Raw genomic sequence first — 25,612 nt, forward strand, 5'->3', positions numbered from 1 at the left:
CCAATGCCGATGACCGCCGACGATATCCGCACGATGATTCGCGACGCCATTCCCGATGCCGAGGTCGAGATCACCGATCTGGCCGGGGACGGCGATCATTATGCTGCGCGCGTGACCAGCGCGAGTTTTGCCGGGCTGAGCCGGGTGAAGCAGCACAAGAGCGTTTACGACGCGCTGGGGGGCCGCATGGGCGGCGTCCTTCATGCGCTGCAACTGACCACCGTGATTGCATAAGGACGACGACATGACTGACGACACGCACGCGCGCATCGACGCGCTGGTGAAGGCCAACCCCGTGGTACTCTTCATGAAGGGCAGCCCGCTGTTCCCGCAATGCGGGTTTTCGAGCCGCGCGATCGCGATCCTCAACCATCTCGAGGTCGAGTTCGAGAGCGTCGACGTGCTGCAGGACCAGGGCATCCGCCAGGGCATCAAGGCCTATTCGGACTGGCCGACGATCCCGCAGCTCTATGTCGACGGCGAATTCCTCGGCGGATCGGACATCATGATGGAGATGTACGAGAGCGGCGAACTGAAGCAGGTCCTGGACGCGCAGAAGGCGGCAGGCTGAGTATTTGACGAGGCTCTGGATCGCGCGGGGGTATCTGGCCGCCGTGCGGTCGGGGCTTGCAGGGTGCCGGGTGAGGGTGGACCGGTGCGAGACCTGAATGACAGCGACCCGTCCACCCTGCATAAGCGCTGAACGCTCGGTAACGCATCAGACGGTGCAGACGATGTGCCAGTTCGCCCGAGTTGCGGACTTTCGCCGGTCTCGGTGGTTAATCGGCCGCAGCGCCGGCCGCTGATCGTAAAGAAGCCCGACACAGACGGTCATCGGCGTCGATCGCGCGACCGTAAGAAACTGACATTGACTACGACCGTAAACGAGCTGATTACAAGCGTAGTCAGTAAGGAGTGAGTCGTGGCCGAACGGATCAGTGATGCCGAGCACAGCGTCATGGAGGTGCTGTGGGACGAATCCCCGCTGAGCGCGCAGGATGTCGCCGAACGTGTCGACCCGGCGCGCGGCTGGAGTGCCAACACGGTCAAGACGTTGCTCGGGCGACTGATCGCGAAATCGGCGATCACGCATGAGGAGGATGGCCGGCGCTATCTCTATCGTCCGACCGTCGCGCGCGGTGATTATGTCGCGGGCGAATCGCGGCGGCTGATGGACCGGCTGTTCGGCGGCAGGCTGACGCCGCTGGTCGCGCATCTCGCCGAACGCGACGAACTGACCGCGCAGGACATTGCCGAGATCGAGGCGTTGCTGAAGGACCTCAAGGCATGAGCGCGGGGCCCATCCTTTCCGGGGGGATCGGAGACGGCCCCGCCGCCGCCCTTCGGTCGATCGATACGGCGGCGCTCGCGGGCTGGGCGAGCGACGCGCTGATCGCATCGACGCTGCTGATGCTCGTCGTGCTGCTGGTCCGCGCGCCGGTGCGCCGCGCCTTCGGGGCGCAGGTCGCCTATGCGCTCTGGGCACTGCCCGTGTTGCGGCTCGTCCTGCCGTCGATGCCCGAGACCTGGCACGCGGCGGCGACGCCCATTACGCGGGCTGGCGAGACGATCAGCGTTTACATGATCGCGCCCGCTGCAACGGCCGCGACGACGGGGGCAACGATGGCTGCGGCGACACCGGATGTGGTGGAACCGTCGTTCGGCGCTGTCCTTGCGGGACTGTTCGGGGGCGGGCTCGGCAGCGCGCTGGGGGCCGCATGGGCGGTCGGGGCGCTTGGGCTGCTCGTCTGGCATCTGCTCCAGCACCGCAGCTTCTGCCGGCGGATGCTCGACAACGCGGACCGGCTCGACGACCGGGACGGGGTGCGCGTGATCGCCACCGCGGCGGCGCCGGGTCCGCTCGCCTTCGGTCTCGTCCGCCGCTACGTCGCGTTTCCGCGTGATTTCGCGGATCGCTATGACGCGGACGAGTGCGAATTGGCGCTGGCACACGAGATTGGCCATCACCAGCGTGGCGACCTGTTCGCCAACTGGGTGGCGCTGGTCGTGCTCGCGCTTCACTGGTTCAACCCGGTCGCCTGGCACGCGTTTCGTCGGTTCCGGGCGGACCAGGAGCTTGCCAACGACGCACGCGTGCTCGCTGGCCGGTCCGCGGTCGACCGCCACATCTATGCCTGCGCGATCGTCAAGGCGGCGCATGGCGGCGCGGTGTCGGCCGCGTGTCACCTCCACACCATCACCGATCTGAAAGGGAGATTGCGCATGTTGACGACTTCTCGGATTTCACGCGGCCGGATCGCGACGGGGGCGGCCTCGGTCGGCCTGCTGGTCGCGACGGGGCTGGCACTGACCGCTTCGGGCACCAAGGCCGCCACGGCGATCCGTGCCGGTGTCGAGGAACGCGTGGCGCCGGTCGCCCCGGCGGCGCCCCTGCCACCTCTGCCACCTCTGCCATCCATGCCAGTCTTGACCCCGGTCGCACCCGTAGCGCCCGCTGCGCCGCTTACCGCACGCCCCGCCGACGCGCGTCAGGTCACGACGATCGTCACGCGCGACGGCAAGACCGTCAGCACGCGGGTCATCCGTGCGAAGCCGGGCAGCACGATCGTCGCGTCGGGGATGGTACCCGAGGTGACCGAACGCACCTGCGTCGATGGCAAGGACGGGCCGGGCAAGCACTATGTGATCGACCGGACCGAAGGCGGCGTGCGCAAGATGGTCATCTGCACCAATCGCATCGAACAGGCCGCCGCCGACGCCGCGACCGCCGCAATCAACAGCCGTGAGATCGAGGCGAGCGCCTACGCCTCCGCACTCGCCAGTCTGAAAATCGCGCGGGCGTCGATCGAGAAGAACGCCGACATGACCGCCGCGCAACGCCGCGAGGCGCTTGCCGGCATCGACGAGGGTCTGGCCGAGGTCCAGGCGGACATGGCCAAGCGCGATTGAGCCGGGTTCCGGGGTAGGGCGGTGCCTGCGGCCCTGGATCCTGACTTTCGTCCGAATGACGGGATCGGAGTGGTATTACAGGGTCGGGCGGCGGGGTCTCGGGTTCGGGTCTTGCCATGCGCGCCGCCAGCCGCCATTTCGGGGGCATGGCTGAGCATCCGACCGGCATCCCGATCCAGCTCGAGCCGCTCGTCGTCCGCGTGCTCGCGCCGAACGCGTCGCCCTATACCTTCACTGGCACGCAGACGTATATCGTCGGGACGACCGCGCTGGCGGTGATCGATCCCGGGCCCGACGATCCCGCGCATCTCGATGCCTTGCTGCGCGTGATCGATGGCCGCCCCGTCGCCGCGATCGTCGTCACGCATCATCACCGCGACCATAGTCCGGCGACGCGCCCGTTGCAGGCCGCGACCGGCGCGCCGATCGTCGGCGCCGCCGCGTTCGCGCCCGGTGTCGCGGCCAATAGTTCGTTCGACGCGCTCTATGCACCCGATCGCGTGCTGGCGGACGGTGAGACGGTCGGCGCGGCGGGCTGGACGCTCGAGGCGATCGCGACGCCGGGGCATACGTCGAACCATCTTGCCTTCGCCCTGCGCGAGAGCGGGGCGCTATTCTCGGGCGATCACGTCATGGGCTGGTCGACCAGCGTCGTCGTGCCGCCCGATGGCGACATGACCGACTATATGGCGAGCCTCGAGCGGCTGCTGGGACGCGACGACCGTGTCTATTATCCAGGGCATGGCGAGGCGATCGAGCGGCCGCAGCGGCTGGTGCGCGGGATGCTCGGCCACCGCAAGCAGCGCGAGGGGCAGATCCTCCGTCTGCTGCGCGAGGCGCCGCGCGGTGTCGCGGCGCTGGTCGAGCGCATGTATGTCGGGCTCGATCCGCGGCTGGTGCCGGGCGCCGAGGGATCGGTGCTGGCGCATCTGTATGATCTGCGCGGTCGCGGGCTGGTCGGCGAGACGGAAGGGGATGGTGCATGGCGGATGGCGTGAACGAGGACAGCCGCGGCACGGACACTGCGCGGCGTGGCGGGGTCGGGTCGTTCCTGGCCAAGGCGGCGGGGGTGCTGGTGCTGCTCGCGCTGGCCGCACTGATCGCGCTGTGGGGCGTGCAGCGGTACGTGCAGAGCCGCCTGGCGCCCGACCCGACGACGATCGCGAGCGCCAGCCTGGAGGGGCTGCGCGAACAGAATCGGCTGTCGACCTTTGCCGCCAGGTTCGTCGCGGTGGTGACGTCGCGCCAGTCGCAACTGGGCTTCACCACCGAGAAGACGCTGATCATGCCGGGGATGGTCCGCTACGAGGTCGACCTCGGCAAGCTGTCGCAGCGCGACGTCGCCTGGGATGCCGCGACGCGGACGCTCGCGGTACGATTGCCGCCGGTCGAGGTGGAGGGGCCGCAGATCGACCTCAATGCGCTACGCGAATATGGTTCGGGGGGTGTGCTGGCGACGCTGACCGATGCGGAGAAGCGGCTCGATACCGCCAACCGGCGCGCGGGCCAGATCGAACTGGTCCGCCAGGCGCGCGAGCCCGCGATGATCCGGCTGGCGCGCGACGCGACGCGGCGTGCGGTCGAGCGTAGCTTCGCGATGCCGCTGCGCGCGGCGGGGGTGGACGCGACCGTCAGCGTGCGCTTCGCCGACGAGGCGCAGGCGTCGACCGAGCGATGGGATACGTCGCGTTCGCTGCAGGACGTGCTAGGGAACCGCAACTAAACCGGGATACGACAATGGAACTCCACCAGAATTTTGCGGGCATCGACATTCGCGGCGAGATCGAGCGGCTCCGTAAGGAGAAGAACGCGATCATCCTCGCGCATTATTACCAGAAGCCCGAATTGCAGGACATTGCCGATTTCGTCGGCGACAGCCTCGACCTGTCGCGCAAGGCGGCGGCGACCGAGGCGGATGTCATCGCGTTCTGCGGCGTGCGCTTCATGGCGGAGACCGCCAAGATCCTGTCGCCCGACAAGATCGTCGTGTTGCCCGACATGGATGCCGGCTGCAGCCTCGAGGACAGTTGTCCCCCCGAACAGTTCGCCGCGTTTCGCGCCAAGCATCCCGATCACATCGCGCTGACGTACATCAACTGCTCGACCGAGGTGAAGGCGCTGTCCGACATCATCGTGACGTCCTCGTCGGCCGAGAAGATCCTGTCGCAGCTGCCCGCCGACCAGAAGATCATCTTCGGGCCGGACCGCAATCTCGGCGGCTATCTGGTGCGCAAGACCGGGCGCGAGATGCTGTTGTGGCCGGGCGTGTGCATCGTCCACGAGGCGTTCAGCGAAAGCGAGCTGCTCAAGCTCAAGGCCGCCAATCCGGGCGCGCCGATCGTCGCGCATCCCGAATGCCCGCCGATCATCCTCGACCATGCCGATTATATCGGGTCGACGCGCGGCATCCTCGACTATGCGATCGCGATGCCGGGCGACACGCTGATCGTCGCGACCGAGCCGCACATCATCCACCAGATGGAAAAGGCGTTGCCGAACAAGCGGTTCATCGGTGCGCCCGGCGCCGACGGTAACTGCAACTGCAACATCTGCCCGTACATGGCGCTCAACACGATGGAGAAGCTGTACGTCGCGCTGCGCGACCTGTCGCCGCGGATCGAGATCGAGGAGGGGCTGCGGCTCCAGGCGAAGAAGAGCCTCGATGCGATGCTGGCGATGGCCTCGGGCACCGTCGGGATGGGCGATCTCGGCCCGGCGCAGACGAGCGGAACGCGTTCGTGAGCGCAGCGCTGGCGGGCTTCGACATCGATAGGTTCGTCGCTGCGACGCTGGCCGAGGATCTGGGGACGATCGGCGACATCACCTCTGCGGCGGTGATCCCCGCCGAGGCGCGCTTTGCCGGGGTGATGGACAGCCGCGACGCGATCACCGTCGCCGGTCTCGCGCTCGCCGACGCGTTCTTCCGCGCGCTCGATCCCGAGGTCCGGATCGAGCATCTCGTTGAGGACGGTCAGACGGTCGCCGCGGGTACCGAGCTGATGCGGATCGAGGGCCGTGCGCGCGCGATGCTGACCGCCGAGCGGTCCGCGCTGAACACCGTCCAGCACTTGTCGGGTGTGGCGACGATGACGCGGGCCTATGTCGATCGGATGCAGGGCACCGGCGCCATCCTGCTCGACACGCGCAAGACGATCCCCGGGCTGCGCGTGCTCGAGAAATACGCGACCCGCATGGGCGGTGCGAAGAACCACCGCATGGGGCTGTGGGATGCGGCGATGATCAAGGACAATCATGTCGCGGTCGCCGGCGACGTCGGCGAGGCGGTGCGCCGGGCGAGGGATGCGGGCATCGCGCAGATCATCGTCGAGGTCGACCATGTCGACCAGATCGAGCCCGCCCTGGCGGCGGGGGCGACGCATCTGCTGCTCGACAACATGCCGCCCGCGATCCTGCGCGGTGCGGTCGCGCTGGTCGATGGCCGCGTGCCCACCGAAGCATCGGGCGGCGTGTCGCTCGACACGATCCGCGCGATCGCCGAGAGCGGGGTCACCTATGTCTCGGTCGGGCGGCTGACCCAGTCCGCGCCCGCCGCCGATATCGGGCTCGATTTCGCGACGCTTTGATTGGCGCGCGGGGACTGGCGCGCGGGTAGAGACGCGGTATCGTGCCGCCACGACATGATCGCGAAGTGAACAGGGTGAAGATGCGTCCCAAATCCGTTGCATTGGCCGAATGGCTGTATCTCGCCTCGATCGGTCTGCTGATCGTGGTCAGCGTGCTGACCTGGGATGCCGCGGTCGCGCAGGGCGGTTTCGCACTGGCGGCAGGGGTGACGGCGTTTGGCGTCGGACTGTCGCTGCTGCTGCTGATCCTCACGACGCGCAGGGGTAGCCGGGTTGCCCTGTGGCTGCTCGTCGCGCTGACGGTGCTCGGCGCCGCTGGGGTGATGCTGCAGGTCGCGACGGGGGTGCTCGCGACGGGGCTGATCGGGATGCTGACGATCGCGCAGCTGGTGCTGACGATCCTGCCGATCGTCCTGCTGTTCCGGCCGCGCGCGCGCGCCTGGTTCGACGAGGTTGCGGACCGCGGCATCGACGACGATGCCGAGGAGGAGATTGAGGCATGACACGGATGAACCGACTCGCGGGCATGATGATCGTCGCGGGGCTGTCGGCACCGGGTATCGCCGCGGCGCAGGCCTATAGCTGTTCGGCGCCCATGGGCGGCACCGACCGCGTCCGCCCCGACCTGCCGTCCGCGCGCGAACCCGCGCGGATCCTGCCGATCGCGAGCTATACGCTCGCCATCACCTGGGCCCCGCAATATTGCCGCGAGAAAGGCGACCAGCCGAGCGCGCGATTCCAGTGCGGGGCGGGCAACCGGTTCGGCTTCACGCTCCACGGCCTGTGGCCCGACGGCGCAGGCAAGACCTGGCCACAATATTGCCGCGCGACCGCGATCGTCCCGCAGGCAGTGATCAAGCGCCAGCTCTGCACGACGCCGTCGGCGCAGCTGATCCAGCATGAATGGGCCAAGCACGGGACCTGCATGCCGGGCTATCAGCCCGCACGCTATTTCCGCCAGTCGAGCAGCCTCTACGCCAAGCTGCGCTATCCCGACATGGACACCCTGTCGCGAAGCCCGCTGACCGCCGGGCAGTTCGCCACGGCGATGGCGAAGGCCAATCCCGGCCTTAACGCGGCGATGATGCGCGTCACGACGACCAAGCAGGGCTGGCTCGACGAGCTCTGGATCTGTCTCGACACCGCCTTCCGCTACAAGCGCTGCCCCGCGCACGCAGGCGGGGTCACGCAGGGCACGCCCATCAGGATCTGGCGCGGCGAGGGCTGACCGGCACTCAGCCGGCCAGCGTGACGGTCGAGGGGTGGTGCTTGTCGAGGTGACGCTTGATGATCCGCAGGTTGCGCGTGTTCGATCGGAACATGAAATCCGCGGCGTCGCCTACGAACGGCACCAGCCCGAGCGCTGCGTCGAACCCGACATTGCCCATCATCCGGGCGAGCTGAAACTTCGACATGCCGAGGTTGCGCGCCTCCCAGACGAGCCAGCTTCCCATCAGCGCACCGATCAGGTCGCCGACGACGGGAATGAGCCCGACGATCGCGTCGAGCCCGATCGGGCGGTTGATCCCGGGGACCATGAACGCGCGTTCCAGAATGCGCTCCAGCGCCTCGACCCGGGCGCGGACCGAGGCCGGGTCCTGACCGATCGCGAAGCTGCTGGCCAGCGTGGCGGGATCGATGCGAGTGGCATTGTTGGTCATGCGACTCACTTGGTGTCGGGACGAAGCCTGTTCAACGGGTGCCACGCGCGGCTGTTCGGCTGCCACTGCTGCAGCCGCGTCGCGACCAGCGACCAGCGGAGCGGCCGTGCGAGCGGAATGAAGGGCACGTCCTCGTTCAGCGCGGCATCGGCCGCCGCAATCCGCTGGCTGCGTTCGGCGAGCGTCGGCGCGGCACGCGCGGCGTCGAGCGCCGCCTGCGCGGGGGCGCTGCAGACGATGCACGCGTTCGCCAGATACCAGCGCGCGCTGTCATAGGGCGCCACCAGATCGATCAGCCGCAGATCGGCGGGGGCGTCGATCGCGACGCGCTCGGGCAGGATGCCGATCCGGAGCAGCGCGGCGGCGACATGCGCGTAGAGGATGGTCGCGCCCGATCCCGTGGGCAGCGCGATCCGCATCGCGATCGGCCCGCTCTGCGCCTGCTCGCGCCACGTCGCGACCCGTAACCGGGCACCCGCGCGGCGCTCGTCCTGGTTCAGCAGCGTCCATGACGGCACCTGTGGGAGCCCGGCAGAGTCGAGCGGTTCGGCGAGGATGCGATCCGCAGCCTCCCAATTCGGGGCGATCGCGGCGGTCAGCGCGGTGCGATCGATCGCCTGCGAGATCGCCGCACGGTTCGCCGCCTCGGCAAGGAAGCCCGTCCGCGAGACGATCGCGAGCCCGAACAACCCGACCGCGGGGTCGACCCGGATCGCGGCGGGGGCGATATCAGCCGTCGCGAGAAGTGGCCAGTCGGCGAAGCTGCCGCCGCTGACCAGGTCCGAGTCGCGATGCGCAAACCGCGCGATCGCCCGCGCGGCGCGCTCGCCGATCAGGCGGACGTCACGTTCGGGCTGCATCTCGAGCTGGTCTTCGGGGTCGGCGCGGTTGAGATCATAGACCGGGCGCAGCAACGGCGCGGCGCCGGGCTGGGCGATGCGGAATGGGCCGCTGCCGCCGGGCGGGCGCAGACGCAGCAGCGCGAGTTCGGGCTGTGCGAACAGCTTGAGCAGGTCGGGACGCGGCCGCGACAGCCGGACCTCGATCACCTGCGGCGTCATCACGACGATCTCGTCGACCGCGCTGAGAAAGGGGGCGAGCGGATTGCGCGATGCCGGCACGATCTGGCGTTTGAGCATCGCGACGATCTGGTCCGCGGTGATGCGGCTACCGTCGCTCCACGTGGCTTCGCGCAGGCGGAAAATATAGCTCATGCCATCATCGATGACGATCCAGCGTTCGGCGAGGCCAGGCTCGATCTGGCCGGCAGCATCGAACCGGACCAACCCCTGCGCCGTCGAATCGATCAACAGGCGCGAGGGGAGGTCGATCGGGCCTCGGCGGGCATCCGCGGCATCGGGCACCCCACCGATCGCGCTGACGACGACCGCGCCCGAGTCGCGGCGCCGGTTGCAGGCCGCCGGTGCGAAGAGCAGCGCGGCGGCACAGGCAAGCGTGATGGTGCGGACGGCGGGACTCGAACCCGCACTCCAGGGGAGGGAGATTTTAAGTCTCCTGCGTCTACCGGTTTCGCCACGTCCGCACACGGGAGTCAGAAAGACGAGGTCGAGCGCAGGGTCAACCCATGTTGGACCCGCAGGCGCCGCTCAATCGACGTTAAGACGCGAGCGCATTTCCTTGCCGGGCTTGAAATAGGGGACGCGCTTGGCGTCGACGGCGACGACTTCGCCCGTCCGGGGATTGCGCCCGGTCCGCGCATCGCGCGCGCGCGTGGAAAATGCGCCGAAACCGCGCAGTTCGACCCGGCCGTCGGCGGCCAGCCGCTTCGAGATCTCGTCGAAGAAACACGAGACGATCAATTCGACCTCGCGCGGCTCCAGGTCCGGATGCGCATCGGTCAGTTTTTGAACAAGCTCAGATCTGATCATGGTAACGAGCCCCCGCCCATATGTGATAATACTGATTTAGGTCAGTAATTGGGGCGATAGCACCAAATGAGTTTCAAGCCAAAAGCAAAAGGGACCGAAATGCATCGAGCATCCCGGTCCCAATTCGCTTACTTCTTTTCGGCTTCCGTGCGGGCCTTGAGAGCCTCGCCCAGGATGTTGCCGAGGGTCGCGCCGGAGTCCGACGAACCATACTGAGCGACAGCCTGCTTCTCTTCGGAGATCTGCATCGCCTTGATCGAGAAGGTCGGCTTCTTCGAACGATCGAAGCCCGTCACCATCGCGTCGAACTTCTGGCCCACCTGGAAACGCTCCGGACGCTGCTCGTCGCGATCGCGACCCAGATCCGTGCGCTTGATGAAGCCGGTCGCCCCATCGTCGCCCTGCTGAACTTCGAGGCCCGCGTCGCGGACTTCGAGAACGGTGACCGTGACGATCGCGTTCTTGTTCAGCTTGTCGCCTGCTGCTGCGATGCCGCCGGCCGAAGGCCCGCCACGCTCGAGCTGCTTCATGCCGAGCGAGATACGCTCCTTCTCGGCGTCGATGTCGAGCACGACGGCCTCGACGGTCTCACCCTTGCGATGCAGGTTGAGCGCGTCCTCGCCCGAAACGCCCCAGGCGATGTCGGACATGTGGACCATGCCGTCGACGTCGTTGTCGAGGCCGATGAACAGACCGAATTCGGTCGCGTTCTTGACTTCGCCCTCAACGGTCGAGCCGATCGGATGCGCGGCAGCGAACGCCTCCCAAGGATTGGCCTGAGCCTGCTTGAGGCCGAGCGAGATGCGACGCTTCTCGGAATCGACTTCGAGGACCATGACGTCGACTTCCTGCGAGGTCGACACGATCTTGCCCGGATGGACGTTCTTCTTGGTCCAGGACATTTCCGACACGTGGACAAGGCCTTCGATGCCCGCTTCCAGCTCGACGAACGCACCATATTCGGTGATGTTCGTGACGCGGCCGGTGAGCTTTGCGCCGACCGGATACTTGACCATCGCGCCATCCCAGGGATCGCTCTCCAGCTGCTTCATGCCGAGGCTGATGCGCTGGGTGTCCTTGTTGATGCGGATGATCTGCACCTTGACGGTGTCGCCGATGTTCAGGACTTCGCTCGGGTGACCGACGCGCTTGTAGCTGAGATCGGTGACGTGCAGCAGGCCATCGATGCCGCCGAGGTCAACGAACGCACCGTAATCGGTGATGTTCTTGACGACGCCGTCGATGATCTGGCCCTCGGCGAGGCTGAGGATCAGGCCCGAACGCTGCTCTGCGCGCGTCTCTTCGAGAACGGCGCGACGCGACACGACGATGTTGCCGCGCTTGCGGTCCATCTTCAGGATCTGGAAGGGCTGGGGGATGTCCATCAGCGGGGTGACGTCGCGCACGGGGCGGATGTCGACCTGCGAGCCCGGGAGGAACGCGACGGCGCCGTTCAGGTCGACGGTGAAGCCACCCTTCACGCGGCCGAAGATCACGCCCTCGACGCGGGTCGTCTTCGAGAATTCGGTTTCCAGCTTGTCCCATGCGGCTTCGCGGCGCGCACGGTCGCGGCTGAGCATCGCTTCGCCATGGACGTTCTCGACGCGGTCGACATAGACTTCGACTTCGTCGCCGACTTTCAGGTCAGCCTTCTGGCCCGGCGCTGCGAATTCGCGAAGCGGCACGCGGCCTTCCGACTTCAGACCGACGTCGATGACGGCCATGTCGTTCTCGATGCCGGTCACGGTGCCATGCACCACGCGGCCCTCGAAGCTGTCGGCGTCGCCGAGCGTCTCGTTCAGCATCGCGGCGAAATCGTCGCGCGACGGCATTACCTGGGTTGCCATAGAATTCAGTAATCCTAGTCTGTTTCCGGCCAAGCGGTTGGATCCGCTGGTCTTGGCCTTCGTTGCCGCGACGACCGAACGCCGGCACGGCATCCGGACGGCACGAGGCGCAGAGGATGTAGACGCTGAATGCGAAAACGGCGCGTGAGACTCACAGGTCTCCGCGCCTTCCTCCACGAGCATCGCTCGCCGGACGCTCCTGTGTAGCGGAAACCCCGTCTCGGAGCAAGTTCGCCGCTGCAGCGTTAGGGGCGGCTCACAACAGGAGCGAAGATTTGAGCGAACGCGGCATTCTCGTGCTGGGCTGGATCGCCACGGCGACGGCGATCGTGATGTACCTGTCCTATATCGACCAGATCATGCTGAACCTGGCCGGGCAGAAGGGATCGGTGGTCCAGCCGTTCGCGACGATGGTCAATTGCGGGCTGTGGGTCGCGTATGGCGTGCTGAAGCCGAAGCGCGACTGGCCGATCGCGGTGGCGAACTTCCCGGGGGTGGTGCTGGGGGCGATCACGCTGGCGACGGCGTTGTAAGGGGCGTCGTCTCCGCGCCTCCTTGTTCTCCCGCGAAGGCGGGAGCTCAGTCTGGGTCCCCGCCTTCGCGGGGAAACAGTGTTGGTGGACGATGTCTCACCCCAACCGCCGCCACCCCGGCGAAGGCCGGGGCCCAGTTGGGGGCCGTCACTAACTGAGTGCAGCGCCTTGTTACTGCGACCTTTCCAACTGGGCCCCGGCCTCCGCCGGGGTGGCGGTCTCTGCTGGGAGGGGGAAAGGCCTAACCCGCCTTCTTCGCCCGCTGCGCCTCGACCAGCGCCACCGCGCGCTGCACCGACGCTTCGATCGACAGGAAGCTCGTATCGAGCAACGCTGCATCCGGCGCCATCACCAGCGGTGCGATCGAGCGGCCGCTGTCCCGCGCATCGCGCGCGCGAATGTCCGCCAGTACGCGGTCCTTGCTTGCCGTCCCGCCACGTGCCTGCAATTCAGCATGGCGCCGCTGCGCGCGGATATTGGGCGTCGCCTTCACGAACAGCTTGGCATCCGCATCCGGCGCGATGACCGTGCCGATATCGCGCCCGTCGAGGATCGCGCCACCCGCCTGCGCGGCAAACCGCTTCTGCCGCTGCATCAGCGCCGCGCGGACCAGCGGATGTGCGGACACGATCGAGGCCATTGCCCCGACATCGTCGTCGCGCAGCGCCGGGTCCGTCATCACCGCATCGTCGAAATCGCACGCGGCGACCGCATCGGCCTCCTGCTCGGGATCCAGCCCCATCCGCGCCACGTTCAGTGCGACCGCGCGGTAAAGCAGGCCGGTATCGAGATAGGGGAGGCCGTAATGCTTCGCCAGGGCGCGCGCGATCGTGCCCTTGCCCGATGCCGCCGGACCGTCGACTGCGATGATCATCTTATTCCCCCTTGCCGGTCAGCGCGTCGAGCGACCGGAAAAACACGGGATAGCTCGTCGCCACCGGCGATATGTCGTCGATCGTGATCGGCTCGGCGCTGCCAAGTCCAGCCACGACCATGCTCATTGCGATGCGATGATCGAGTTTCGAGGCGACCCGAGCGCCACCGCGAATCGCCGCCCCGCCCGAACCCGTGATCGCCATGCCGTCTTCGAATTCCTCGCACACCACGCCGCACGCATCGAGCGCGATCCGCATCGTCGTGATGCGGTCCGATTCCTTCACCCGCAGCTCGTGCGCGCCCCTGGCGACGGTCGTGCCGGACGCAAACGCCGCGGCGACGAACAGCACCGGATATTCGTCGATCATGCTCGGCGCGAGATCGGCCGGCACCTCGATCGCGGTCAGCGCGGCATGGCGGACGCGCAGATCGGCGACGGGCTCGCCGCCGACGGTCCGCGGATCGAGCTCGGTGATGTCCGCGCCCATCATGCGCAGCGCCGTGACGATGCCGGTCCGTGTCGGGTTCAGCCCGACATTGCGCACGACGATGTCCGACCCCGGCACGATCGACGCCGCGACCAGCCAGAAGGCCGAGGACGACGGATCGCCCGGCACGACGATATCCTGCGGGGTCAGCTCCGCCTCGCCGGTGATCGAGATCACGCGGCCCTGGTCCGTTTCCTCGACGGTCAGCTGCGCGCCGAACCCGGTCAGCATCCGTTCGCTGTGATCGCGCGTCGCGACCGGCTCGATCACCGTGGTGATGCCGGGCGTGTTGAGCCCCGCCAGCAGGATCGCCGACTTCACCTGCGCCGACGCGACCGGCAGCGTGTAGGTGATCGGCACCGCGGGGCAGATTCCGCGCACCATCAGCGGCAGCTTGCCGCCGGGCGACGCGGTGATGTCCGCGCCCATCTGCGACAGCGGCTCGATCACGCGGCCCATCGGCCGTCCCGACAGCGAGGCGTCGCCGGTGAAGGTGCAGGTGATCGGGTGGCTCGACACCAGCCCCATCAGCAATCGCGTCGAGGTGCCCGAATTGCCCATCTCGAGTGCGGTCGCGGGCTGGAGCAGCCCGCCGACGCCGACGCCGTCGACGACCCAGATGCCGTCGTCCTGCCGCTCGATCGTCGCGCCCATCGCGCGCATCGCCGCCGCGGTGGCGAGCACGTCCTCGCCCTCGAGCAGGCCGGTGATCCGGCTGGTTCCGACCGCGAGGCTCGCGAACATCAGCGCACGGTGGCTGATCGACTTGTCGCCGGGAACCGCGATCGAACCGGTCAGCGGACCGCGCGCGACGACGTCCAGCGGTTGGGGGAGGGGGTGTGTCATGGGGCCGGGCTTTTGACAGTGGCCTTGCGCTATGGCAAGGCGCGCCCACTTTGCGGGGGCATCCCCCACAATCTATCCATTCGAAAGGTTCTATCGGCATGATCAAGCCGGAATGGGGCACGAAGCGTTCGTGTCCGAAATGCGCGACGCGTTTCTACGACCTCGAAAAGGCCGACCCCGTCACCTGCATCGAATGCGGGTATGCGTGGGAGCCCGAGCCGATCCTGAAGTCGAAGCAGCCGCTGCCGTTCGAGGTCGCCAAGCCCGACACTAAGAAGCCCGATGCGGATCTCGAGGGTGACGAGGAAGAGGATATCGCCTCGATCACCGGCGAGGACGAAGAGCCGTCCGCGGACGACGAAGTCGATCTGGGCGGTGACGACGACCTTGGCGTCGAGACGCCGCAGGACGAGCACGAGCGTTGAGATAAAGAAATTTGGCAGGCGGCGTTTACGCCGCTTGCCAACCCGGGCGGCTCCGGTTAGTGAGCCGCCTCCCAACGGGAATGGGGCCGTAGCTCAGCTGGGAGAGCGTTCGCATGGCATGCGAAAGGTCAGGGGTTCGATCCCCCTCGGCTCCACCATTCTCGTTGATACGCGACGCGGTCGCGGTCCCATATTTTTGATGGATACCCCGCAGCGGGTCGTACCGCTGCCAACCCGTCACGAGCCTCAATAGGTCGCTTGGAATGTCTCGGTGGCGACGCTGAGACCATGAGTCAGGGCGTGGACGGACTCGAGCTGCTGGCCGATCCGCCTGGCCAGGCTGATGAAGCGCTGGTTTCGGACTTCGAGATGTTCGACGCTGTCGGTCATCGCGCGCGCGGTGAGCGCGGTTTCGTCGATCGCGGCGGTGATCGCGAGGATGCGCTCGTTCTGACTATGTGCGGTGTCGGTCACGATGACCGCGCGGGCCTGGATATCGGCGATGTCGTGCGCGATCGCGCGATTCGCGGCGACGACGTCGCGCGTCGCGATCTGCATCGCCGAGATCTGCGGCTCGATCCGCGCGACCGCATCGGACGTCTGCGTGGCAAGCGTCTTCACCTCGGCTGCGACCACCGCGAAGCCGCGCCCGGCCTCTCCGCTGCGCGCCGCCTCGATCGCGGCGTTGAGCGCGACGAGGCTAGTCTGCCGGGCGACCGCGCGGATGATGTCGAGGATCGAGCCGATCGATCCGGCATGGTCCGACAACCCCTGAGACAGCGCGACCGTCTCGTGCGCATGCGCCATCGCGCCGCTGGCGGCGCTGCTGGTGTGGCGGACCTGGTCGACGACCGTGTCGATCATGCCGGCCATCATCGCCGAGGTCTGTGCGGCATCCTGCATCGCGGCGGTGGATTGCTGCGCGGCGACGACGACGTCGCCCAAATCGCGGCCGATCAGTTCGAGTTCGGCTTCGCCCGCGCGGCCCATCGCCTGGCCTTCCGCCGCCGCGGCATCGGTTTCGGTGACGACGGTCGCGATCTCCTTGCGGAAGCGTTCCGCCTGCGCGGCTTGCGCCGCGACGACGTCGGTCAGCCGTCGCTCGACCGTGACGTCGCGGTAGGTGATCACCGCGCAGTGCCCGGGCAGCGGGGCGAAGTTGATATGCAGGATCGTCCCGTCGTCGAAATGATGATCGATATCGACGCTTTCCTGCCGGGCCTGCCAGCGACGATGATTGTCGACCACCGTCGCGATCCGTGCCGCGGACCAGCCGACGGCGGTGCCGACGACTCCGAGAAAGTCCGCCATGTCCATGCCGGTCATGACGCGGTCCGGGTCGAAGCGGAACAGCGCCCCCACGCGTGGATTGACCAGCGCGATCCGCTCCGCCGGGTCGAAGACCACGACGCCGTCCGCGACCGCGGTCATCGCGATCGCCAGCAAGACGTCGGGGGGCATCGTCCCCGTGCCTGGCGCGGTTTCCACCGCTGGCGAGGGGCGGGGGATTACGGCATGTCGCGTCTGCATCACCGCGGACTAGCCCAAAATGGTTCTAGATCCGTTACTTAACCCCGATCAGTTGCCCTTTGCGACTGGCTTCACCGTGTCGCGGGCGGGGTCCGCCGGGCGGTCAGGATGCGGATCGGCGCGGCGATCATCTGGCCCTTCATCACGCCTTCGCCCTTGGTCGGCGAGGTAGGCGCGGCAAGGATGCCGCGGACGATGTCCATGCCCTGGACGACGTGCCCGAACGCGGCAAAGCCCGTATTGTCGCCCGGCTTCTCGGGATGCGCGTCGAGGAAGGGGATCGCGCCGACGGTGATGAACACGTCGGCGCGCCCGGTCCCCGGCGCCAGCCGTGCGAGCGAAATCGTGCCGTCGGTGTGGAGCACGCCGGTCTTGCTGGTCGGCTCGTGCGCGATCGGCGGGAAGGCGCGCTTGGGATCGCCCTGGATCCCGCCCTGGATCAGCCCCGTATCCGGCCCCAGCCGCAGCGCGCGATAGAAGGTCGTGCCGTCAAGCTTGCGCGCGTCGACATAGCGCAGGAAATTCGCGGTGGTGATCGGGGCGCGCTCTTTCTCGAGTTCGAGCACGATGGGGCCGAGGCTGGTGGTCAGCGTCACGCCGATGGTCGCGGGGCGCGGCGTCGCAGCGGGCACCGGTGGCGACGCATCTGCGGGCGCGGTGGCAGGCGCGGTGGCAGGGGCTGGCACGGGTGGCACGCCCTGTGCGGCGAGCGGGGCGCTTGCCATCAGGGTGGCGAGGACGGCGTATCGCAGCATGTCGAAACTCCTTAATTCTGTCCCATTCGCGGACGGGTTAAAACGGGACGATTTTGTCGCTGGTCGAAAAGGTAAACACCGCGTTAACCGGTCGGCATGACCCGACGCCTAGTCCTGACCAACGAAGCCGCGCGCCACCCGTTTCGACGGACGCTGCCCCCGCCCGTGATCGCAGCGCCGGGCGGGCGCGACGATCAGGACGTCAAGCTGTTCGTGCTGAGCTTCGCGGCCTTCTTCACCTGCTTCTACAGCTTCATTTTCTGATCACGGGCAGGCAGGTTTCGGCATCGTCGTCACAGGCGCGGTGCAGCTTCTGCGCGATCCAGGCAGATACCAGGCACATGCCGGCGACCAGGAACAGCAGGTCTTCGGGCGTCACGCCCGCCATCGTGATGCCGATGACCGCGATCGACCCGATCGTCATCGCGCCCGAGTTGACGACGTTGTTCGCGGCCACCGTCCGCGCGGTCTGATCCTTTTCGACCGTCGTCGTTAGAAAAGCGTAGAGCGGGACGACGAACATGCCGCCGGTGATCGCGATCATCATCAGCGTGCCGAGCACCGGCCAGGCGCGCGGCTGCGCGAGGAACCCGGCCCAGTCATAGAAATGGCCGGGCGCCGCCGGCGTCCAGGTCCGTACCAGGACCGAAAAGATAAGGACGAATACGCCCATCGCGATCACCGAGGCGGGTGCGTAGCGTGCCGAGATCCGGCCCTTGAGCATCGTGTTGATCACCACCGAACCGATCGCGACGCCGATCGAGAACACCGCGATCACGAAGCTCGCGACCCGCTCGTCCGCGGTCAGCACGTTCTTGACCAAGGGCGGGAAGATCACGATCAGCACCGCGCCGATCGTCCAGAAGAAGCTGATCGCGCAGATCGCCAGGAACAGCCGCGGGATATGCATCGTCGCGCTGATCAGCCGCCACGACGCGGTGAACGGGTTGTAGTTCAGCACCAGCGGCGGGCCCTCGCGCGGTGCCGGCGGCACCTGGCGACCCGCGAACCAGCCGATCACTGCGATCGCCAGCACCGCGATCGCCGCGCGCTCGATATGATCGGTCATGAACCCGGCGGTGATCGTCCCCATGAGAATCGCCAGATAGGTACCGGCCTCGACCAGCCCGGTGCCGCCGAGCACGTCGCATGGCGGCAGATGCTGCGGCAGGATCGCGTATTTGATCGGCCCGAAGAACGTCGAATGCACCCCCAGGCAGAGTACCGCCCCGAGCATCAGCCCAAGGCCGATCGTCGAATGGCCGCTGCGCGCCACCATCAGCCCCGCCGCGCCGAGCGCCATGATGCCGATCTCCGCGCTCTTCACGAGCCGGATGATCCGCGCCTTGTCGTGGCTGTCCGCGAGCTGCCCAGCGAGTGCCGAGAGCAGGAAGAAGGGGATGATTGCAATTCCGGTGGCGAGTGCGTTGAAATTCGCCTCCATCCGCGGATCGTTGAAGATCGCATAGGTCGCGAACAACACCATCGACGTCTTGAACAGATTGTCGTTGAAGGCGCCCAGAAACTGTGTCGTGAACAGGGGCAGGAAGCGTCGTTGCTTCAGCAACCCGAGTGCGTTGCGCATGCGAGAAAAGGCCCTGATCGTGGCAATAAGACTGCCGCGGCCTTAGCCCAGCGGGGGCGGTAGGCCAATGGTTTAGCGCCGCCCGCGTCGGCCGGGTGTCCGCGTACGGGATCCGGAGGAGGCCCCGCGACGCGGCCCGGCGTTCGGCCTGGCCGCACATTAGTCGGCCGCGATCGGTAAAACCCGGTTTCGCCAAGGGCATGACCGGAGTAGGGAAGGCGGGGTGTGGACCCTGCCCAACCTTCTGACGCTGTCGCGCATTGTCGCGGTACCCCTTCTCGTCGGCTTTCTGTGGTGGCCCGGCTGGGCGGCCGGCTACGGCATCGCCTTCGCGCTCTACTGCCTGATGGGCATCACCGATTATTTCGACGGCTATCTCGCGCGGTCGAACGGTGCGGTGTCGCGCCTCGGGATCTTCCTCGATCCGATCGCGGACAAGATCATGGTCGCGGCGGTCATCCTGATCCTGGTCGGCACGCGCGATATTGCGGGCGTCCATGTGATCGCCGCGCTCGTCATCCTGCTCCGCGAGATCGCGGTGTCGGGCCTGCGCGAATTCCTGGCGCAGGTGCAGGTGTCCGTGCCCGTCTCGCAGCTCGCGAAATGGAAGACGACGCTGCAGCTGGTCGCGCTGGGCGGACTGATCCTCGCCGGCGCGCTGCCCGATATGCCGTGGGTGCACGGCGTCGGGCTCGCCGCGCTCTGGGGGGCTGCGGTCCTGACGCTGGTGACGGGCTGGGATTACCTGCGCGTCGGCCTGAAGCATATGGATTGAGCGCATGACGGTGACGATGGTGTATTTTGCGTGGGTCCGCGAACGGATCGGGACGGGCGAGGAACGCGTCGATCCGCCCGCATCGGTGACCACGATCGCCGAACTGGTCGACTGGCTCGCGCTGTCCAGCCCGGGCCATGCCGCCGCCTTTGCCGATCCCGCCCGACTGCGTGCGGCCCTCGATCAGGCGTTCGTGCCGATCGACACCCCGATCGCCGGCGCGCACGAGATCGCGCTCTTCCCCCCGGTGACGGGCGGATGATTCGGATCATCGTCCAGACGGCGCCGATCGACCTGTTGGCAGAGATCACGCAGGCCGAAACCGCCGGCGAACGCGGCGCGGGCGCGGTGGCGACTTTCACCGGCCTCGTGCGGGCGGATGACGGTGTCGAGACGCTCGAACTGGAACATTATCCCGGTGCGACCGAGGCTGCGCTCACCAAGGTGGCGACAGGTGCCGTCGAGCGCTGGGGGCTGAGTGCGGTGACCATCGTCCACCGGGTCGGGCCGATGCATCCGGGTGAACGGATCGTCTTCGTGGCGGCGGCGTCTGCGCACCGTGCGGCGTCGCTCGAGGCCTGTGCCTATCTGATCGATCGGTTGAAGACCGATGCGCCGTTTTGGAAACGCGAGACCCGCGGCGCACAGGCCAGCTGGGTCGAAGCGCGCGACGCCGACAAGGACGCCGCCGCGCGCTGGACCTCCTAGACGGCGTTAGCCGATCTTGGGAACGCTCATGCCGTTGGTGAGATGGACGACACCGTTGGTCGCCTTGACATCTGCCGTGTCGACATAGGCCTTGCTGCCAGCAACGTCCGTCAGTTCGATATTGCCGTTCGGACCCACCGATGCCGTCAGCGGCTGGCCGGCCAGCGTCGTGAGGACGGCCTTGCCGCCACCCGACGTGATCTGCGCCTTCAGCTGATCCGACGTCACGGCGCCTGCGACGACGTGATACTTCAGGATCGTCGCCAGCGTGGGCTTCGCCTCCGGCTTCATCAGCGTGTCGAGTGCGCCGGCGGGAAGCCGCGTGAACGCCTCATCGCTCGGTGCGAAAACGGTAAAGGGACCGGGGCCCGCAAGCGTCGTGCCGAGGCCGGCCGCAGTCACCAGCTTGGTGAGCGTCGCGCGATTTGGGAGCGTCGGCAGCGCTGCCGCGATCGTCGCGGTCGCTGCAGGCTGTGCTGCGGCGGGTGCTGCTGGAGCGCCGGTCATCGGCGCGGCGGTACCAGCCTGTGCAGGGGTCTGCATCGGGGTCTGTGCGGGCGCCGTGCCCGTTGGCGCGGTCTGTGCAGGCGTCGCGCCGCTCGGCGCGGTCTGCGCGATTGCCGGTGCGGCCGCGAAAAGCGTTGCGGCAAGGACGAGAGGGGTCTTGGTGATCATGGATTTCTCCTGGCTGAAACAATCGTGAAATAAATTCTGCGATAGAACGTATGGAGTCACGCGGCGGTTTGCCAAGTTACGGACGCGCCAACAGGACCAAGTGCGCCGTTGACGCGACGAAGTGTTGGCAAGCTATACACCTTACTCAAGACAAGCGGGGTACGATTACCCCGTTGACGACATGAACAATGCCGTTCGACTGACGCACATCGGCGGTCTCAATATAACTTTTGTTACCGTTGACGTCGGTGAGTGCGATGATATCTCCGACAAGGGTCACCGTGATTGCATCACCTTCGACCGTCGTCAGTGCGGCGGTGCCGCCACCCGCCGCGACACGTGCCTTTAGGTCGGCAGCAGTGATGTCGCCCGGCACGACGTGATAGGTCAGCACTTTCGCCAGCGACGCCTTGTTCTCGGGCTTGAGCAACGTCTGGACCATGCCGGGCGCGAGCCGGCCGAATGCGGCGTCGGTCGGCGCGAAAACGGTGAACGGCCCGGTCCCAGACAGCGTCACGGTCAGGTCCGCGGCCTTCAGCGCGGTGACCAGCGTTGCGAGATTGGGTGCGGCGGAGGCATTGTCGACGATCGTCCGCGTCGCGATCATCGGCACGCCGCCGACGGTCGGGTTGGCGACGGCGATCGGCCCGTTGGGCGTCGACAGTGCGGGGTTGGCGGGGGGCGGCGCCGTCGGCGTGCCTAGGTCGCTGTTGCCGCTGCTGCACGCGGCGAGCGCGAGCGCGACGAGACCCGTGGTGCCCAGGCCAATATACAGTGGGCGCATGTTCGACATCGAAATCTATCTCCTCAAACGGGCGCTTGCGAACCGCAACTACGGTTGAGCCCGGAAATTGTTGCAGTGCGAGCCAGCGCGGCCGGTCAGCGGGCCTCGGCAAGCGCCTTGGCGAGCAACTGGAAATCCTTCTCGCGCGGCGAGGCCTTGCGCCATACCAGCGCGATCCGGCGAAACGCGTTCTCGGCATCGAGCGGCAGCGCGGTGATCCCGGTATTTTCGAGGATCCCGGCGTTCAGCGCCATCTCAGGCAGCATCGTGATGCCCAAGCCATTGTCGACCATCTGCACGATCGTGTGGAGCGACGTGCCCATCATCGTCGCCTCGGCGCGGATTTCGGGGCGGTTGCATGCGGCGAGCGCATGATCCTTCAGGCAATGCCCGTCCTCGAGCAGCAACAGCCGCGTCTCGTCGATCGCCGAGGCGGGAATGGCGGAGGCGGGGATCGACGTCCGGTCCGCGGGCACGTCCTCGGTTGGGAAGGCGACGAACAGCCGGTCGTCGAACAGGGGCTCGAACGCGACTTCGCCGCAGGCATAGGGCAGGGCGAGCAGCACACAGTCGGTGCGGCCGTTGTGCAGCCCCTCGCACGCCGCGCCGCTCGGCTCCTCGCGCAGGAACAGCTTGAGGTCGGGATAGTCGCGTCGCAGCCGCGGCAGGATGCGCGGGAGCATGAACGGCGCGATCGTCGGGATCACGCTCATCCGCATGTCGCCCGACAGCGGCCGGCCCGCGGCGCGCGCCATGTCGCCAAGTTCCTCCGCCTCGCGCAGCACGCGGCGCGCCTTGTCCGCGATCCGATCCCCCAGCGGGGTGAAGCGGACGACGCGGCGGGTGCGCTCGACCAGCACCACCCCGATCAGCGTCTCGAGCTCGCGCAGGCCTGCCGACAGCGTCGACTGGGTCACGAAACAGGCCTCGGCAGCACGACCGAAATGGCCATGATCCTTCAGCGCGACGAGATATTGCAGTTGCTTGAGCGTGGGGAGATAGGTTGCAGCCATTGATCGCCCATATCGATCGTGCACCCCCGTTTGTCCATGCCGGGTCGATAATGAGACCGTCAGCGCGGGGCGTCCGCCGCGGCGTTGCCCCCGCCCGCTGGAAATCGCCCCTGTGAACGCCTAAATGAGCGGACCGCCAAGGGGAATGCGCATGTTCAGCCGGTTAGGGGCTTATCTCGACTCGATCCGGGCGCGTGACCCGGCGCCGCATTCTCGCGCGGAGATCATGCTCTACCCCGGCGTCTGGGCGCTGGGGATGCACCGCATCGCACACCGGCTGTATAGCGGGCAGAATTTCTTCCTGGCGCGGTGCGTCAATCATTTGTCGCGCTTCCTGACCGCGATCGACATCCATCCCGGCGCGACGATCGGCCGCAACTTCTTCATCGACCACGGCTTCGTCGTGATCGGCGAAACGTCGCTGATCGGCGACGATGTGACGATCTATCAATGCGTGACGCTGGGCGGGACGAGTCCTGACAATGGCGTTGCGGGCAAGCGTCACCCGACCATTTCGGACGGTGCGATCATCGGATCGGGCGCGCAGGTGCTCGGGCCGATCACGCTCGGCCGCCGCTCGCGAGTCGGCGCGAATGCGGTCGTGACGCGCGACGTTCCCGAGGGCACGACCGTCGTCGGCATCCCGGCGCGCGCGACGACGGTAGAGGGCGGCGCCGCACCCGAGGCCCCGCGCTTCGTGCCCTATGGCACGCCGTGCACCGAGGCTTTCGACCCGGCGACGCAGAAGATGGAGATCATGCGCTGTGAGTTGGAGATGATGCGCAAGCGTCTGGACTCGCTGCTCGCCGATCAGGACCTGTCGACCGATCGCGACGGGCTCCGTCGCGGCCCGGTCGAACAGGATCTGCGCGATCGGGCCTGATCCGTCCTGATGAACAACGTCACGCCCTTTCCGACCCGCAATACCGCCCCCACCCAGATCGGCTTCGATCGGCTCGAACTGATGCGGATCCTCGACCTTTACGGGCGCATGGTCGCGGCGGGGCATTGGCGGGACTATGCGATCGATCTCGGCCGCGAGGCGGCGGTGTTCGCCTGTTTCCGCCGCGCGGCCGAGCGGCCCGAATTCCGGATCGAAAAACGCCCCGCGCTTCGCAACCGCCAGGGCATGTGGGCCCTGGTCGGCGAAGGCGGGGCGGTGATCAAGCGCGGCCATGAGCTCGGCCCGATCCTCGCCCCGGTCGAGCGACGGCTGATGAAGCTCGTCGAAAGCTGAGCCCGCCGGCGCGGTGGTCAGCCGCGCTGGAGCTTCGTTAATATGGTCATCGCCTGGCCGGCACCCGATTGCGGGACGATCTCGCCGTTGCGGTCGGTAATCGCCGCCCAGTTGGCGGCCACCCCTTCGACCGACAGATCGTCGCCCGACAGCAACGCGCCCGGCGTCAGCGTGACATAGGCGGCTTGGAACACGCCAGCGCCGGCGCCGAGGATCATGTTGGTCGGGGCATCCTCCGACACCAGGAACACCGCGCCGGGCGCGACCTTGTCGGGGGAGAAGGCCTTGAACGCCTCTTCGGGAAAGATGTCCTGCGTCATCCGCGTGCCTGCGGTCGGCGCGATCGTGTTGACGCGGATGTTGTTCTTCGCCCCTTCGATCGCGAGCGTCTTGGTCAGGCCGGCAAGGCCGAGCTTGGCGGCGCCGTAGTTGGCCTGGCCGAAATTGCCGTACAGTCCGGTCGATGACGCGGTCATCAGGATGCGGCCGTAATTCTGCGCGCGCATCCCGTCCCAGACTGCCTTGGTCGCGTTGGCCGAGCCGTTCAGATGGACGTCGACGACGAAGTTGAAATCGGCGGGGTCCATCTTGGCGAAGCTCTTGTCGCGCAGCACGCCGGCATTGTTGATGAGGATATGGACGCCGCCCCATTTTTCGGACGCACGCGCGACCATCTCGACCATCTGGTCATAGTCGGTGACGCTGCCGCCATTGGCGATCGCCTCGCCGCCCACGGCCTCGATCTCCTCGACGACCTTCAGCGCGGCATCGGACTGCCCCGTACCGTCGCGCGAGGCGCCGAGATCGTTGACGACAACCTTCGCACCGCGCCGGGCAAGCTCGAGCGCATATTCGCGGCCGAGCCCGCCGCCTGCGCCGGTGACGATCGCGACGCGGCCAGCAAAACCGAAGGATCCAAAGCTGTCGGACATGGAAAAAGGCGCCCCTCTCTTATCGTGGAGCGCCTTTCCTAGAACGTAAAGCAGTCGGCGCAAGCCGCGGCGTTAGCCACGGCCCGCACCGATGGTAATCGCTTACTTACCGCCGCGGTTCTTGCAGCCGTCCTTGACGGTGCGCGAGCAGGTTGGATACTCGGCAGGCGCCGGGGTCGGCGGCGTCACCGTCGGTTGACCGAAGACGATGTTCGCACCACCGGGTGCGGCCATCGGAGCCTGGGGCGCTGCGGGCGGCGGCGGTGCCATTGCCGGATCGGCAGGGGCTGCAGGATCGGCTGCCATCGCCGGATCGGCGGGAGCGGCGGGATCTGCGGCTGGCGGTGCCATTGCCGGATCAGCGGGCGCAGTCTGGGCGGCCGGGTCTGCTGGCGGCATCGTCTGCGGCGCGGTCTGCGCGAGCACGGGCGAGGCGAGCAACGCTGCAGCGGCGAGAAGAATGGACTTCATGCGAATCTCCTGAATACTTGGAGCGCAAATTCGTTAGCGCCACGGTTGAACGCACTAAAACCCGCTTGGGTCCTTCGTTTCGCGTCCG

The 25,612-nt window shown here is 67.1% G+C and carries 32 protein-coding genes and 2 tRNA genes; 19 read left to right on the top strand and 15 right to left on the bottom strand.

The window, feature by feature from the left end:
- Window positions 1–3 precede the first annotated feature (3 nt).
- From IFT71_RS13240 to IFT71_RS13285, 10 genes are all read left to right on the top strand, one after another.
- Complete coding sequence (locus tag IFT71_RS13240; RefSeq protein WP_031395261.1) at window positions 4–234, top strand: BolA family protein; 231 nt, start codon at window positions 4–6, stop codon at window positions 232–234.
- A 10-nt stretch (window positions 235–244) separates the two neighbouring features.
- Window positions 245–571, top strand: a complete 327-nt coding sequence (gene grxD / locus IFT71_RS13245) for a Grx4 family monothiol glutaredoxin (protein ID WP_031395260.1) — start codon at window positions 245–247, stop codon at window positions 569–571.
- 351 nt (window positions 572–922) lie between these two features.
- Window positions 923–1,291 (top strand): BlaI/MecI/CopY family transcriptional regulator, encoded by a 369-nt coding sequence (locus IFT71_RS13250; RefSeq protein ID WP_031441616.1) that lies wholly within the window; start codon window positions 923–925, stop codon window positions 1,289–1,291.
- Window positions 1,288–2,910, top strand: a complete 1,623-nt coding sequence (locus IFT71_RS13255) for a M56 family metallopeptidase (RefSeq protein ID WP_192141454.1) — start codon at window positions 1,288–1,290, stop codon at window positions 2,908–2,910. Before IFT71_RS13250 ends, IFT71_RS13255 begins: the two co-directional genes overlap by 4 nt.
- Before the next feature lie 146 nt (window positions 2,911–3,056).
- Entirely contained in the window at window positions 3,057–3,908 is an 852-nt protein-coding gene (locus IFT71_RS13260) for an MBL fold metallo-hydrolase (protein ID WP_107931418.1), read from the top strand.
- A complete protein-coding gene (locus IFT71_RS13265; RefSeq protein ID WP_192141455.1) occupies window positions 3,893–4,633 on the top strand; it encodes a DUF4230 domain-containing protein in 741 nt (246 codons plus the stop codon). Before IFT71_RS13260 ends, IFT71_RS13265 begins: the two co-directional genes overlap by 16 nt.
- Window positions 4,634–4,647: 14 nt before the next feature.
- Window positions 4,648–5,652, top strand: coding sequence for a quinolinate synthase NadA (nadA, locus tag IFT71_RS13270; protein WP_037527429.1), 1,005 nt, complete (start codon window positions 4,648–4,650; stop codon window positions 5,650–5,652).
- Window positions 5,649–6,494 carry a carboxylating nicotinate-nucleotide diphosphorylase gene (gene nadC, locus IFT71_RS13275; protein WP_192141456.1) on the top strand — a complete coding sequence of 282 codons (846 nt, stop codon included), beginning with the start codon at window positions 5,649–5,651 and terminating at the stop codon, window positions 6,492–6,494. The genes nadA and nadC overlap by 4 nt, the downstream gene beginning before the upstream one ends.
- An 80-nt stretch (window positions 6,495–6,574) precedes the next feature.
- The gene (locus tag IFT71_RS13280) at window positions 6,575–6,997 is read left to right on the top strand and encodes a hypothetical protein (RefSeq protein ID WP_192141457.1); all 423 of its coding nucleotides are present in this window, start codon (window positions 6,575–6,577) and stop codon (window positions 6,995–6,997) included.
- A gap of 5 nt (window positions 6,998–7,002) precedes the next feature.
- A complete protein-coding gene (locus tag IFT71_RS13285; RefSeq protein WP_192142023.1) occupies window positions 7,003–7,722 on the top strand; it encodes a ribonuclease T2 family protein in 720 nt (239 codons plus the stop codon).
- A 7-nt stretch (window positions 7,723–7,729) separates the two neighbouring features.
- Here IFT71_RS13285 and IFT71_RS13290 read toward each other — a convergent pair whose 3' ends face one another.
- The 5 genes from IFT71_RS13290 to rpsA form a co-directional block, all read right to left on the bottom strand.
- Window positions 7,730–8,155, bottom strand: coding sequence for a DUF4112 domain-containing protein (locus IFT71_RS13290; RefSeq protein WP_031395950.1), 426 nt, complete (start codon window positions 8,153–8,155; stop codon window positions 7,730–7,732).
- Between the two features lie 5 nt (window positions 8,156–8,160).
- Window positions 8,161–9,519: an ABC transporter substrate-binding protein gene (locus IFT71_RS13295; protein WP_342212658.1), complete on the bottom strand. Its 1,359-nt coding sequence runs from the start codon at window positions 9,517–9,519 to the stop codon at window positions 8,161–8,163.
- 95 nt (window positions 9,520–9,614) lie between these two features.
- Window positions 9,615–9,698, bottom strand: a tRNA-Leu gene (locus tag IFT71_RS13300).
- Between the two features lie 64 nt (window positions 9,699–9,762).
- Window positions 9,763–10,044: an integration host factor subunit beta gene (locus tag IFT71_RS13305; protein ID WP_031393082.1), complete on the bottom strand. Its 282-nt coding sequence runs from the start codon at window positions 10,042–10,044 to the stop codon at window positions 9,763–9,765.
- Window positions 10,045–10,172: 128 nt separating this feature from the next.
- Window positions 10,173–11,891 (bottom strand): 30S ribosomal protein S1, encoded by a 1,719-nt coding sequence (rpsA, locus tag IFT71_RS13310; RefSeq protein WP_031393081.1) that lies wholly within the window; start codon window positions 11,889–11,891, stop codon window positions 10,173–10,175.
- 275 nt (window positions 11,892–12,166) lie between these two features.
- Between rpsA and IFT71_RS13315 the strand changes: the two genes are divergently transcribed.
- A complete protein-coding gene (locus IFT71_RS13315) occupies window positions 12,167–12,424 on the top strand; it encodes a SemiSWEET family transporter (protein ID WP_031441625.1) in 258 nt (85 codons plus the stop codon).
- Window positions 12,425–12,665: 241 nt separating this feature from the next.
- Here the strand turns inward: IFT71_RS13315 and cmk are convergent, their stop codons facing one another.
- Both cmk and aroA read right to left on the bottom strand, forming a co-directional pair.
- Window positions 12,666–13,298, bottom strand: coding sequence for a (d)CMP kinase (gene cmk / locus IFT71_RS13320; RefSeq protein WP_192141458.1), 633 nt, complete (start codon window positions 13,296–13,298; stop codon window positions 12,666–12,668).
- Between the two features lies 1 nt (window position 13,299).
- Window positions 13,300–14,634, bottom strand: a complete 1,335-nt coding sequence (gene aroA / locus IFT71_RS13325) for a 3-phosphoshikimate 1-carboxyvinyltransferase (protein ID WP_192141460.1) — start codon at window positions 14,632–14,634, stop codon at window positions 13,300–13,302.
- A gap of 98 nt (window positions 14,635–14,732) precedes the next feature.
- Between aroA and IFT71_RS13330 the strand changes: the two genes are divergently transcribed.
- Complete coding sequence (locus tag IFT71_RS13330) at window positions 14,733–15,059, top strand: TIGR02300 family protein (protein WP_031395784.1); 327 nt, start codon at window positions 14,733–14,735, stop codon at window positions 15,057–15,059.
- A gap of 82 nt (window positions 15,060–15,141) precedes the next feature.
- Window positions 15,142–15,217: transfer RNA gene (locus tag IFT71_RS13335), tRNA-Ala, on the top strand.
- A gap of 88 nt (window positions 15,218–15,305) precedes the next feature.
- Here IFT71_RS13335 and IFT71_RS21740 read toward each other — a convergent pair.
- Window positions 15,306–16,520, bottom strand: a complete 1,215-nt coding sequence (locus IFT71_RS21740; RefSeq protein ID WP_192141474.1) for a methyl-accepting chemotaxis protein — start codon at window positions 16,518–16,520, stop codon at window positions 15,306–15,308.
- 140 nt (window positions 16,521–16,660) lie between these two features.
- The gene (locus tag IFT71_RS13345; protein WP_192070700.1) at window positions 16,661–17,344 is read right to left on the bottom strand and encodes a peptidylprolyl isomerase; all 684 of its coding nucleotides are present in this window, start codon (window positions 17,342–17,344) and stop codon (window positions 16,661–16,663) included.
- Between the two features lie 96 nt (window positions 17,345–17,440).
- Here IFT71_RS13345 and IFT71_RS13350 point away from each other — a divergent pair, with 96 nt between their 5' ends.
- Window positions 17,441–17,608 carry a hypothetical protein gene (locus IFT71_RS13350; RefSeq protein WP_168427553.1) on the top strand — a complete coding sequence of 56 codons (168 nt, stop codon included), beginning with the start codon at window positions 17,441–17,443 and terminating at the stop codon, window positions 17,606–17,608.
- On the opposite strand, the gene IFT71_RS13355 is transcribed toward IFT71_RS13350, so the two are convergent.
- Window positions 17,598–18,929 carry an MFS transporter gene (locus IFT71_RS13355; protein ID WP_052148897.1) on the bottom strand — a complete coding sequence of 444 codons (1,332 nt, stop codon included), beginning with the start codon at window positions 18,927–18,929 and terminating at the stop codon, window positions 17,598–17,600. The two genes, IFT71_RS13350 and IFT71_RS13355, sit on opposite strands and share 11 nt — an antisense overlap.
- Window positions 18,930–19,152: 223 nt before the next feature.
- Between IFT71_RS13355 and pgsA the strand changes: the two genes are divergently transcribed.
- From pgsA to IFT71_RS13370, 3 genes are read left to right on the top strand one after another with little or no spacing between them, the layout of a single operon-like run.
- Complete coding sequence (pgsA, locus tag IFT71_RS13360; RefSeq protein ID WP_031395843.1) at window positions 19,153–19,704, top strand: CDP-diacylglycerol--glycerol-3-phosphate 3-phosphatidyltransferase; 552 nt, start codon at window positions 19,153–19,155, stop codon at window positions 19,702–19,704.
- A 4-nt stretch (window positions 19,705–19,708) separates the two neighbouring features.
- Entirely contained in the window at window positions 19,709–19,966 is a 258-nt protein-coding gene (gene moaD / locus IFT71_RS13365) for a molybdopterin converting factor subunit 1 (protein ID WP_192141477.1), read from the top strand.
- Entirely contained in the window at window positions 19,963–20,412 is a 450-nt protein-coding gene (locus IFT71_RS13370) for a molybdenum cofactor biosynthesis protein MoaE (RefSeq protein WP_192141479.1), read from the top strand. The genes moaD and IFT71_RS13370 overlap by 4 nt, the downstream gene beginning before the upstream one ends.
- Before the next feature lie 6 nt (window positions 20,413–20,418).
- Here the strand turns inward: IFT71_RS13370 and IFT71_RS13375 are convergent, their stop codons facing one another.
- The 3 genes from IFT71_RS13375 to IFT71_RS13385 form a co-directional block, all read right to left on the bottom strand.
- Window positions 20,419–21,087, bottom strand: coding sequence for a fasciclin domain-containing protein (locus IFT71_RS13375; RefSeq protein WP_244654929.1), 669 nt, complete (start codon window positions 21,085–21,087; stop codon window positions 20,419–20,421).
- Window positions 21,088–21,232: 145 nt separating this feature from the next.
- Window positions 21,233–21,880, bottom strand: a complete 648-nt coding sequence (locus IFT71_RS13380; protein WP_192141481.1) for a fasciclin domain-containing protein — start codon at window positions 21,878–21,880, stop codon at window positions 21,233–21,235.
- Window positions 21,881–21,966: 86 nt separating this feature from the next.
- The gene (locus IFT71_RS13385; RefSeq protein WP_031395848.1) at window positions 21,967–22,884 is read right to left on the bottom strand and encodes a LysR substrate-binding domain-containing protein; all 918 of its coding nucleotides are present in this window, start codon (window positions 22,882–22,884) and stop codon (window positions 21,967–21,969) included.
- A gap of 151 nt (window positions 22,885–23,035) precedes the next feature.
- On the opposite strand from IFT71_RS13385, the gene epsC reads away from it, so the two are divergent.
- Together epsC and IFT71_RS13395 are read left to right on the top strand one after the other, a co-directional pair.
- The gene (epsC, locus tag IFT71_RS13390; protein ID WP_037527486.1) at window positions 23,036–23,767 is read left to right on the top strand and encodes a serine O-acetyltransferase EpsC; all 732 of its coding nucleotides are present in this window, start codon (window positions 23,036–23,038) and stop codon (window positions 23,765–23,767) included.
- A 9-nt stretch (window positions 23,768–23,776) separates the two neighbouring features.
- Window positions 23,777–24,121, top strand: coding sequence for a DUF2794 domain-containing protein (locus IFT71_RS13395; protein ID WP_192141483.1), 345 nt, complete (start codon window positions 23,777–23,779; stop codon window positions 24,119–24,121).
- A 17-nt stretch (window positions 24,122–24,138) separates the two neighbouring features.
- On the opposite strand, the gene IFT71_RS13400 is transcribed toward IFT71_RS13395, so the two are convergent.
- Both IFT71_RS13400 and IFT71_RS13405 read right to left on the bottom strand, forming a co-directional pair.
- The gene (locus tag IFT71_RS13400; protein WP_192141485.1) at window positions 24,139–25,053 is read right to left on the bottom strand and encodes an SDR family NAD(P)-dependent oxidoreductase; all 915 of its coding nucleotides are present in this window, start codon (window positions 25,051–25,053) and stop codon (window positions 24,139–24,141) included.
- Between the two features lie 102 nt (window positions 25,054–25,155).
- Window positions 25,156–25,524, bottom strand: coding sequence for a hypothetical protein (locus tag IFT71_RS13405; protein WP_031395852.1), 369 nt, complete (start codon window positions 25,522–25,524; stop codon window positions 25,156–25,158).
- Between the last annotated feature and the right edge of the window lie 88 nt (window positions 25,525–25,612).

The sequence above is a fragment of the Sphingomonas sp. CFBP 13733 genome (genome assembly GCF_014841795.1).
GTDB classification, from domain to species: Bacteria; Pseudomonadota; Alphaproteobacteria; order Sphingomonadales; family Sphingomonadaceae; genus Sphingomonas; species Sphingomonas aerolata.